Origin of the sequence: Mucilaginibacter sp., from assembly GCF_041663085.1 — a bacterium.
Classification (GTDB): domain Bacteria; phylum Bacteroidota; class Bacteroidia; order Sphingobacteriales; family Sphingobacteriaceae; genus Mucilaginibacter.
Window position 1 is genome coordinate 1 of record NZ_JBAZRC010000167.1, and the last position, 10378, is coordinate 10378.

Sequence of the window (10378 nt, forward strand, 5' to 3'; positions counted from 1 at the left end):
TGTAAGCGTCACCAGTGACACGCCGAGTTCGGCTGCAAGCTCCTGCTTGGATAATAGTTTTTCTGAATCCAGCGGCTGGCTGCCGCCTGTTTTAAAGTGTTCCTGTAGTTCTGCCCTGACTGCCTCGCGTATGCAATGGCTTAGGGCTTCGGTGCTGATTATTTCCATAGCCTTTGATTTTGGATCAAAAGAATGGCAAAAACGCTATTTTTCGTTACCACGCAGAAACGCATGGTTAAATTGGAGTGGTTTGAATTAAGTTAAAACACTAATCAATTAGCTCATTATCAATAAAATGCTTATTGGCAACATACAGCTGGCTATGGTAAGGCTGAAAGATAACTCAACTGCGTTTTTTGGCCTCAACAATTTGAAAAAGTTGTGATTTAGCCGGAATGCGCGCTGATCTGCGGCTCGGTTCATTGGGGTTAGCCGGAAAATAGCGGCGTATGGTATCAAATTTGATCTCTTTATTACCTTGCCGGAAATGTTTGCAGATCATCTTTACCCATACGGTTTGGGTTTGGGAAAATACAAGTTCTCTATCGTCAATTTCTAACTTCTGCAATTTTAGGAATAAGTCGCAAACGGTAAGTACTTGTCCATCATGAATATTGATAAAGTCTTCGGTATCTAACTTTCTTGCAGCTTTAAGTTCTTCTTTGAGTTCCGCCAGTTGTTCCTTCAGGCTTCTTATCTCACCCTCCTTGTCCGCAATTATTTCGTCTTTGGTTCTACCGGTGTCCCACTGGTCAATAGTTTTGAGATAACCTAAAAAGCTCTTTAGATGCTGCTTGTTCCTGAACTCCATTGCATGCCTGGAAGTGTAGCGATTTTTTACTTTTAGTTCGGCGGTGGTATCATCAATAATTTCCCAAACGTGTGTGAAAAATTCTTTTTCCTCTGCATCAGGATAGAGCTTTAGAAAATTGTCAAGGTGGTGGTTATAAAAAGCAGGAAATTGAGTTTCCTGCTTATCATATAGCCTGTATAAAAAATGATTGTCTTCGTTCTCTTTTGGCCAAAACAAGGGGCGGCCTATATCGTTGATGTCTTTTGAAAAGTCAGCCCAATGACGGTGTTTAAAATATTGTGCTCTCATAAACTTGTTTCTTAGGTAGATAACAAATTTACAATAAAGCTTTGTTTTAAAATGGTTCTTCAAAAGCCATCAGGTTTAAAGCCAATTGTTTTACGTGGCGGCTGATTTTCTTTTTTATCAATTAGTTCATCAAGATAACGGAATACGATTTCCATGTTTTTATCCTGATTATCAAGCTTGGATTTAATCTTTTCAATTTCCAATCGTATGTCGGTGTTATCCATTAACATTTGGCGGATACGGGTAAATATTCGAATAATCTGAATGTTTACTTTGATTGCTCTACTGCTGTTCAACACACTTGATAGCATAGCAACTCCTTGTTCTGTAAACACCATTGGTGAATACTTAATATTTTCCCCTTGTTTCAAGGTGCCATTTTGGCTCCTTGAAAAAGAGTACTCTTCCGATGTCAATTCAAACATGAAATCCTCGGGAAAACGATCAATGTTTCGTCGAACCTGTCTTTTAAGTTGCTTTGTTTCGACTTCATATAATTTTGCAAGGTCAAAATCTAGCATAACTTTTTGCCCTCTTATGTAATAGATTTGATTCATGATGATTTCATCAGGTATCATTTGATTTTCCATTTTTATTTCGTTAGGTATTTATGAAATTCTCTAAGGTCACAAAATGTGCCCTTAGAGATTATAAACTAAATTCCGGCATACTTTTGCTTAAGAGCGGCCATATCCTGGCTAACTTTTAAATCCAATATTTTAGCGTAGTGCTGTGTTGTCTTAATATTGGTATGGCCTAACATTTTGCTGACCGTTTCAATCGGTACATTATTGGATAGAGTTACTGTTGTAGCGAAAGTGTGTCTTGCCAAATGAAATGTTAAATGCTTTACTACATCGCATAAGTCTGCTATTTCTTTTAAGTAGGCATTCATTTTTTGATTACTCAATACTGGCAGCAACAAGCCCTTATTTTCACATTGCGGGTGATCCTGATAGCGGTTTAATATGGTTACGGCTACCGGTAAAAGTGGTATCCTTGAAGATGTATCTGTTTTTTGCCTGCTTGTGAATATCCACTTATCACCGTCCATACCAATACCTATCTCGTTTCTCCTTAGTTTTTTAACATCGGCATAAGATAATCCGGTATAGCAACAAAAGACAAAAACATCCCGCACCTGTACTAAACGTTCAACAACAAATTTCTTATTGGTGATAGCGTCCAGTTCTTGTTGTGTTAAATAAGTACGTTCTTTTGCTTTTGCAGAAGATTTGAAATTGATAAAAGGGTTCTGCTTTAGCCAATTATTGGCAATACAGTGATTAACAATTTTTTTCAGGTGCTTAATGTATTTGGCTGCCGATACTCCGCTAATTTTACACTCTGCTTTCAGGTAAAATTCAAAGCCTGTGATAAAAGCATGATTCAATTGGCTAATTTCAATATCGGTTTTGCCATATTCATTTTGCAAATAACCTGTAAGGTGTTTTTCAGAAGTGTTGTACCCCTTTAATGTATTCGCCTCAAATCCATTGCCGATCAATGCCTTTACTTTTGCATTATGCTCGGTAAATAGTTGCATAAGGTAACGGCTCCTTTGGGTTTTACCTGTAAATTGGTTCAGCAAACTTTCGGTTGTTATGGTTTGGTTTGCATCAATCAACGCCTGGTGCGCGTCCCTTACTTTACTTTGCAGGCTGTCCAAATAATTGTTAAGGGACTTGATTTCTTCTTTTGTAACAATGGCACGCCCTGCATGGCTGTTCCATTTGACGGGTTCGCATTCACGCCCGGCAGACATATCCGCACGTTTGCCGTTAACGGTAATACGCATGTAGACAGGCATTGCACCGCCTTTGTAGTTTTTTTGCTTTCTGATGTAAAAAAGCAGATGGAAATTACTTTTCATAATTACAAGCTTAAAAGTGAAACAAAAGTAAGTTTGCAATCTGCTTTTATCAAGATGTTCACTCGCTGAACAGGTTGATAATCAATTAATTAAAAGAAATTCGGTGCGTAGTGTTTTGCCATTAGGTACGCACCGAATTACGCTCATTTTTGTTGCGTTTTGGTGCATAATATGGTGTTTTGATGCCAACAAAAAACCCTGCAAATGTTTGATTTGCAGGGTTTTAGCATCTTTTGGTATTGTTTTTCGTAGCCCGTAGGGGAATCGAACCCCTGTTTCTAGAATGAAAATCTAACGTCCTAACCCCTAGACGAACGGGCCATTTCTTGGTAACAAAATCTGATATTTTAGATTTCGTTCCCCTTATTTTGGGATTGCAAAGATATACGTTTCCAGATAAATTAAAAATAAATTTTAAGATTTTTTTTCTGTAAGGTTTTCAGTCGCTTATTTACTAAGCTTTATAACACATCAATTAAGAATAAGCCAAACAAAAAACATGTTCGGCTATTTATATTTCCGATACTTATAAAGTACCTTTATATAAAACACTTACCTTATGAAAGCTATTTGGAACAACCGGATAATTGCCGAAAGCGATGACACCATTGTAGTAGAGCGAAACCATTATTTCCCGAAGGATAGCGTTAACCCCGATTTTCTGCGGGAGTGCTCAACACACAGCACTTGTCCATGGAAAGGCCTCGCCTCTTATTACACACTTGAGGTTGATGGTAAACAAAACCCGGATGCAGCATGGTACTATCCTGCCCCAAAAGCCGAAGCTGCACATATTACCAATTATATAGCCTTTTGGAAAGGGGTGCAAATAACCGAATGATGAAGGAATACGATTGTATAGTAATTGGATCTGGCCAGGCAGGTACGCCATTGGCCAAAAAGCTGGCCGAAGCCGGTAAAAAAACCTTACTGGTTGAGAAACGCTTTATAGGCGGCACTTGTGTAAACGATGGCTGTACACCTACCAAAACCATGGTGGCCAGCGCGCGCGTGGCTTACCTGGCAAGCCGTTGTAACGAAATGGGCGTAACCATAAAAGGCTACAAGGTTGATATGCGCCAGATAAAAAAGCACAAGGACGATATCGTGCTCAAATCGCGCAATGGGGGGCAAGCAGCCGTTGAAAAAATAAAAAACCTCGACCTACTCTTTGGCGATGCCACTTTTATCGATAAAAAAACAATCAGCGTACAGCCAGAAAAAGGCAAGGCAAAGGAGTTTAAAGCCGAACTGATCTTTATCAACACAGGCGCTAAAACTATTATCCCTAGTGATATTGAGGGATTGGACGAAATAGATTATCTAACATCCACCACCATTCTCGACCTGGAGAAAGTGCCGGAGCATTTGCTTGTTATCGGCGGTAATTACATCGGGTTAGAGTTTGGGCAGATGTTCCGCAGGTTTGGTAGCAAGGTTACTATACTGGAAAAATCAGCTCGACTGCTATCCCGCGAGGATGAAGATATCGCTGCGGAAGTCACTAAGTTCCTGGGGCAGGAAGATATCACCATCCACGCCAACGCTAAAGCAACCAAATTCAAACAGAAAGCCAAAGGCAAAATAACCGCTACGATTACCGTAGATGGTAAAGAGCAAAAAATAAAATGCAGCCATGTGCTGATCGCTATCGGTCGCGCGCCACAGACAGATACGTTGGGGCTGGATAAAACCGGGGTTAAAACAGATGAGAAAGGCAACATCAAAGTAAACAGTAAGCTGGAAACCAACGTAAAAGGCATTTATGCCCTTGGCGATGTTAAAGGCGGCCCTGCTTTTACGCATATCTCCTATAACGATTACACCATTGTTTACCGCAACCTGATAGAAAAACAAAACCTGAATATAAACGACAGGCCCATACCCTACTGCATGTTTACCGACCCCGAACTTGGCCGTGTGGGTATCACCGAGGCACAGGCTAAAGAGCAGGGCTTAAATTATAAAGTGGCCACCCTGCCTATGGCGCATGTAGCCCGGGCTATTGAGACCGGCGATACCCGCGGGATGATGAAAGCCGTGGTTGACCCAAAAACTAAAAAAATACTGGGTGTTGCCATCGTAGGCACCGAAGGGGGCGAGATCATGTCGGTTTTACAAATGGCAATGGAGGGCGGCATCACTTACGACAGGATCCGTTACTGCGTTTTTGCGCACCCCACTTATTCCGAATCTTTAAACAACCTTTTTATGGGTTTAGAGGATTAAACGCCGGGTATGATAAAAATTGAGCGCCTTGTAAAAACCTTCGGCACAACAAAAGCCGTTGATGGCATTTCCTTTGAGGTGAGCGAGGGTGAGAATATGGTGCTTTTGGGTACAAGCGGCTGCGGTAAAACTACTACCCTGAAAATGCTTAACCGCCTGATAGAACCCGATAGCGGTATCATTTCTATCGACGGAAAAAACATTCATGATCAGCCTGCCGAATTATTGCGCCGTGGCATTGGTTACGTTTTGCAAAATAACGGGTTGTTCCCTCATTATACTGTTGCCGAAAATATTGCCATTGTACCTAACCTGCTTAAATGGGATAAGGCCAAAACCCAAAACCGCATTAATGAATTGCTGGAGAAACTACACCTCTCAAAAGATTACCTGAACGTTTACCCCAATGAACTAAGTGGCGGGCAGCAGCAACGTATCGGCCTGGCGAGGGCTTTGGTAGCCGACCCGCCAGTTTTACTAATGGATGAACCATTCGGCGCTTTGGATAATGTTACCCGTTCAAAGATCCATGCCGAATTTTTAGCATTGGATGAGCTGAAACGTAAAACTATCATCATGGTTACGCACGATGTGCAGGAAGCCTTTGAGCTGGCCGACCGAATAGCGCTGATGGACAAAGGCAAAATAGTGCAAATTGGCACCCCTGCCGACTTGCTGTTTAATCCAAAAAATGCTTTTGTAAGCAACTTTTTAAAAGAGCAGCACCTGCAGCTGGAATTTAAAACCATTACACTAAATGATATTTGGGAACACCTGCCCCGTGTCGATAAAAAAACAAATACAAAGCAACTATCATCAGAAGCTGACGTGTGGGAAGTATTAGAGAATTTCAAATTCTCTCCACGAGAAAGCTTAAGCGTGATCAACCAACAAAACAAAGAGGTAAAAAGCATCACGTTTGATCAGTTGATGGCTGCATTTTCACAATATAAAAACCACCAGGCACATGAATGAGCACCAGCAAACCTTGTGGGAATTTATGCAGCAGCAGGCCGATAAGCTTGGGGTGCAAACCATGCAGCATATCGGGCTTACCTTTATCTCGCTGTTTATTGCCGTGCTCATCGGGTTGCCTTTGGGCATCTATATCACACGCAAAAAGCAGCTTTCGGGTATTGTACTGGGCATTGCTGGTATCTTACAAACCATTCCCAGCATCGCCCTGCTTGGTTTTATGATCCCGGTTTTGGGCATCGGCGCCAAGCCTGCAATTGTAGCTTTGCTGCTTTATGCCCTGCTACCCATCATCCGCAATACTTACACGGGTATTACCGGCGTTGATGCTGCGGTTAAAGAAGCCGCTGTGGCTATGGGCATGAACAAGTGGCAGGTATTATTCAAAGTGGAGTTGCCCCTGGCTATGCCGGTAATATTGGCCGGTATCCGTACGGCAACAGTCATCAACGTGGGGGTAGCTACACTGGCATCCTATATAGCGGCAGGTGGCTTGGGCGAGTTTATCTTCGGGGGTATCTCCCTCAATAATACCAATATGATACTGGCGGGCGCTATCCCGGCGGCTATACTGGCTATCTTGTTTGATTTCCTGCTATCGCGATTGCAAAAACTTAATTTTAAAAAGATAAAAGGCGCGGTTAAGGTAGCGCCGGTTTTGTTGATACTACTATCAGGCCTGTACTTCATCCCATCAGCCTATGGCAGCAAGTTAACCGCAGGCTTTACGCCCGAATTTATGGGCCGACAAGATGGCAACCTGGGGCTCATCAGCAAATACGGTTTAAAGATCCATACGATAGTGATAAACGATGCCGTAATGTACAAGGCCGCGCAAGAGAAGGAACTGGACGTGATAAGTGGCTACAGTACAGATGGGCGCTTAAAAGCATATAACCTTATCGTGCTGGATGATGATAAAAAGATCTTCCCACCCTATTATGCAGCGCCTATTGTAAGGGAAGATGCCCTGCGGAAATTCCCCGAACTGGAAAAAACGCTAAACCTGCTGGCCGGCACAATTACTGACTCGGTAATGACCGAACTAAACTACAAAACCGACTATCTTCACCAAACGCCTGAGCGTGTAGCTAAAGATTTCCTGCTATCGAAAAAGTTATACAAACCCGAGCGCGGAGGTAAAGACGCCGTGGTGCGTATCGGATCAAAAATATTTGGCGAGCAGTACATTTTAGCCAGCATGTACACCATGCTGATAAAAGGCTACACCAATTATGATGTAGCCACCAAAACCGGCTTAGGCGGCACCAAAATAGTTTTTGACGCCATGACGAACGATCAGATAGATGTTTACCCGGAATACACCGGCACCGGCCTGCTGGCCATATTACAGGCAGCGCCGCAAACGATTACACGGCTGCAGATAAGCAAGGATAGCACCTACAATTATGTTCAGGCCGAGTTTAAAAAACGCTATAACATTAAATGGTTAAAACCAATAGGGTTTAATAATGCATATGCATTAATGATGCGCGAGCAACAGGCAAAAGAACTTAACATAAAAACAATTTCGAACCTTAAACGCTATTTAGATAGCAAGTAATACCAATGGACATAGCCGACTGTTATATAAAAGTACGCCATCGTACCGAAGCAATTTGCGAACCCCTGCAAATTGAAGATTATGTGGTACAACCCGTGGTTGATGTTAGTCCGCCCAAGTGGCATATAGGGCACACCACCTGGTTTTTCGAAACCTTTATCCTGAAACCATACTTTGCCGAGTACCAGGAATTTGACCCTAATTACAATTACGTTTTTAACAGCTATTACGAAACCGTTGGCAACCGCGTTATCCGTACAGACAGGGGTAACCTGAGCCGCCCAACCGTTATCGATATAAAACGTTACCGCAAATATGTGGATGATGCCATGCTGAACTTTATTGCCTGTGGCGATATCAGCGATGACGTAAAGGAGCTATTGATCCTTGGCTTTAATCACGAGGAGCAGCACCAGGAGCTTTTACTGACCGATATTAAATTCATACTGGGCAATAACCCACTGTTCCCGGCCTATTCAAAAGATTACGCCGCGCCAAAGTTTCACAAAACGGATGCGCCGTTCATTAAAGTGGACGAGGGTGTTTACGAAATTGGTTCTGAAGGCGAAGGTTTCTCATTTGATAATGAACTGAACCGCCATAAGGTTTACCTGAATGCTTTTGAGATAAGCCCCGACCTGGTGACTAACGCAGAATATTTAGAGTTTATAAATGATGGCGGTTACCACGATTTCCGCCATTGGCATGCCGCCGGTTGGGATTGGGTGAACACCAACAAGGCAGAAGCCCCAATGTACTGGCATAATATTGAAGGCGAATGGCATGACTATACCTATCACGGTTTACAACCTGTACACATGCATGATGCGGTTACACACATCAGCTATTACGAAGCTTATGCTTACGCCTCATGGAAAGGCATGCGCCTGCCAACCGAGTTTGAATGGGAGGCCGCGGCAAAACAGTTTAACTGGGGCTTGCGCTGGGAATGGACAGAAAGCGCCTACCTGCCCTACCCCGGTTTTGCCAAAGCACCTGGTGCCATTGGTGAATACAATGGCAAATTTATGGTTGGCCAGAAGGTTTTGCGCGGTGCATCTGAAGTAACGTCGCCTAATCATAGCCGCATAACTTACCGCAACTTTTTTCAGCCGGAACTACGCTGGCAATTTACTGGCATACGTCTTGCTAAATAATACCACAAACTAATACTATGGCTTCTACCACCACAGCAACACAACAAACCAATAGCGTACTTACCGATGAGCAGTTTTATAAGGACGTTGTAACCGGTTTAACATCCACGCCCAAACGCCTGGATTCGAAATACTTTTATGACGCCCAGGGCGACAGGATTTTCCAGGAGCTGATGGGCTGTGAAGAATATTATCCTACCAATTGCGAGATGGAGATCTTCACCAGCCAAACCGCCGAAATTTGTAAGGCTATCATTGCCGGTGGCGATGCTTTCGACCTTATTGAGCTGGGTGCCGGAGACGCCACAAAATCAACCCAGCTACTAAAATACCTGATAGATAATAAAGCCGATTTTACCTACCTGCCGATAGATATCTCGGAGAATGTGATATCGTACTTAAATATTACCCTGCCCGTTACCCTGCCCGGCATCAACATTACCGGCCTTAACGGCGAGTATTTTGATATGCTGAAGAAAGCGGCATCAATCTCCAATAAACGCAAAGTGGTGATGTTCCTGGGATCCAACGTGGGTAATATGCCTGTTGATGTGGCCCAGGGCTTTTGCCACGAACTGCGTAATAATCTTTCCGAAGGTGATATGGTGCTGATCGGTATCGACCTGAAGAAAAACCCAAAGACCGTTTTAGCCGCCTATAACGATAGCGAAGGCATTACCAAACGGTTTAACATTAACCTGCTGGAACGCATAAACCGCGAGCTTGGCGGCGATTTTAACACCCGCCAGTTTGACCATTATGCATCATACAACCCCGAAACCGGTGCCTGTAAAAGCTATCTGATAAGCCTTGCCGACCAGAAAGTAAAAATTGGCGATGCCACCATCAGCTTTGTAAAAGACGAGTACATCGATATGGAGATCTCCCAGAAATACGCGGTAGAGCAAACCCATGAGCTGGCGGCGAAAGCAGGATTCAAACCCGTTAATGAGTTTTTTGATAGCAAGAAATGGTTTGTTGATGCCATTTGGACTGCGGAGTAAACCTGTTCTGTTCCATTTTTAAAAACGGAACAAGTGAGACAAACGGAACATGTTGACAATGAACGTGTTATCACTGACAAAATCGTGTCAGTGTCTCAACAAAAACTTCATGATTATGCTTTGATTTGCTCATATTCAGAATTTTATAAAAAATCAATTTTGTCCCACTTTTTGTAAAAACGAGACAGGCCTTAAATTTATAATTGTCTATAAATCAACTGTTTGGTATAAGGCCGGTATTTTTGTTTATGATACTAATTGCGTACAAAAAGGCCGAACTAAGGTCGAAAAAAGGCGAAAAAGGGGTGAATAAAGATGATAAAGTTTGGATGTTTGCGTGCCTGATTTTGTCTCGTCCTGAAATAAGTTGACGGTTTTATATATTGATTAATTGAGCTACAAATATAATTTTACACCGTAATAGGCATCTCTTTTTTTTGAACTTTGCGATAGTAGTTTTTCCACCGCCGCTTA

At 42.6% G+C, this 10378-nt stretch carries 9 protein-coding genes and 1 tRNA gene; 6 read left to right on the plus strand and 4 right to left on the minus strand.

The genetic code is table 11. The features are described 5' to 3' along the window. Nucleotides 1–343 precede the first annotated feature (343 nt). The 4 genes from WC615_RS20620 to WC615_RS20635 all read right to left on the minus strand — a co-directional run bounded on the left by WC615_RS20620 (nt 344) and on the right by WC615_RS20635 (nt 3296). Complete coding sequence (locus tag WC615_RS20620; protein ID WP_372979946.1) at nt 344–1102, minus strand: hypothetical protein; 759 nt, start codon at nt 1100–1102, stop codon at nt 344–346. A gap of 59 nt (nt 1103–1161) precedes the next feature. Further along, nucleotides 1162–1692 carry an ORF6N domain-containing protein gene (locus tag WC615_RS20625; protein ID WP_372979947.1) on the minus strand — a complete coding sequence of 177 codons (531 nt, stop codon included), beginning with the start codon at nt 1690–1692 and terminating at the stop codon, nt 1162–1164. A gap of 65 nt (nt 1693–1757) precedes the next feature. Next, nucleotides 1758–2975: a site-specific integrase gene (locus WC615_RS20630; protein ID WP_372979948.1), complete on the minus strand. Its 1218-nt coding sequence runs from the start codon at nt 2973–2975 to the stop codon at nt 1758–1760. 249 nt (nt 2976–3224) lie between these two features. After that, nucleotides 3225–3296: transfer RNA gene (locus tag WC615_RS20635), tRNA-Glu, on the minus strand. A gap of 238 nt (nt 3297–3534) precedes the next feature. Between WC615_RS20635 and WC615_RS20640 the strand changes: the two genes are divergently transcribed. From WC615_RS20640 to WC615_RS20665, 6 genes are read left to right on the plus strand one after another with little or no spacing between them, the layout of a single operon-like run. After that, nucleotides 3535–3816 carry a DUF427 domain-containing protein gene (locus WC615_RS20640; RefSeq protein ID WP_372979949.1) on the plus strand — a complete coding sequence of 94 codons (282 nt, stop codon included), beginning with the start codon at nt 3535–3537 and terminating at the stop codon, nt 3814–3816. Beyond that, a complete protein-coding gene (gene lpdA, locus WC615_RS20645) occupies nt 3813–5204 on the plus strand; it encodes a dihydrolipoyl dehydrogenase (protein ID WP_372979950.1) in 1392 nt (463 codons plus the stop codon). Before WC615_RS20640 ends, lpdA begins: the two co-directional genes overlap by 4 nt. A 9-nt stretch (nt 5205–5213) precedes the next feature. Next, the gene (locus WC615_RS20650; RefSeq protein WP_372979951.1) at nt 5214–6179 is read left to right on the plus strand and encodes an ABC transporter ATP-binding protein; all 966 of its coding nucleotides are present in this window, start codon (nt 5214–5216) and stop codon (nt 6177–6179) included. Next, nucleotides 6172–7743: an ABC transporter permease/substrate-binding protein gene (locus WC615_RS20655; RefSeq protein WP_372979952.1), complete on the plus strand. Its 1572-nt coding sequence runs from the start codon at nt 6172–6174 to the stop codon at nt 7741–7743. The genes WC615_RS20650 and WC615_RS20655 overlap by 8 nt, the downstream gene beginning before the upstream one ends. Nucleotides 7744–7748: 5 nt before the next feature. Then, on the plus strand, nt 7749–8900 hold the full coding sequence (gene egtB / locus WC615_RS20660; protein WP_372979953.1) for an ergothioneine biosynthesis protein EgtB: 1152 nt from the start codon (nt 7749–7751) through the stop codon (nt 8898–8900). Nucleotides 8901–8917: 17 nt separating this feature from the next. Continuing rightward, nucleotides 8918–9904 (plus strand): L-histidine N(alpha)-methyltransferase, encoded by a 987-nt coding sequence (locus WC615_RS20665; protein ID WP_372979954.1) that lies wholly within the window; start codon nt 8918–8920, stop codon nt 9902–9904. The last annotated feature ends 474 nt before the right edge of the window (nt 9905–10378 follow it).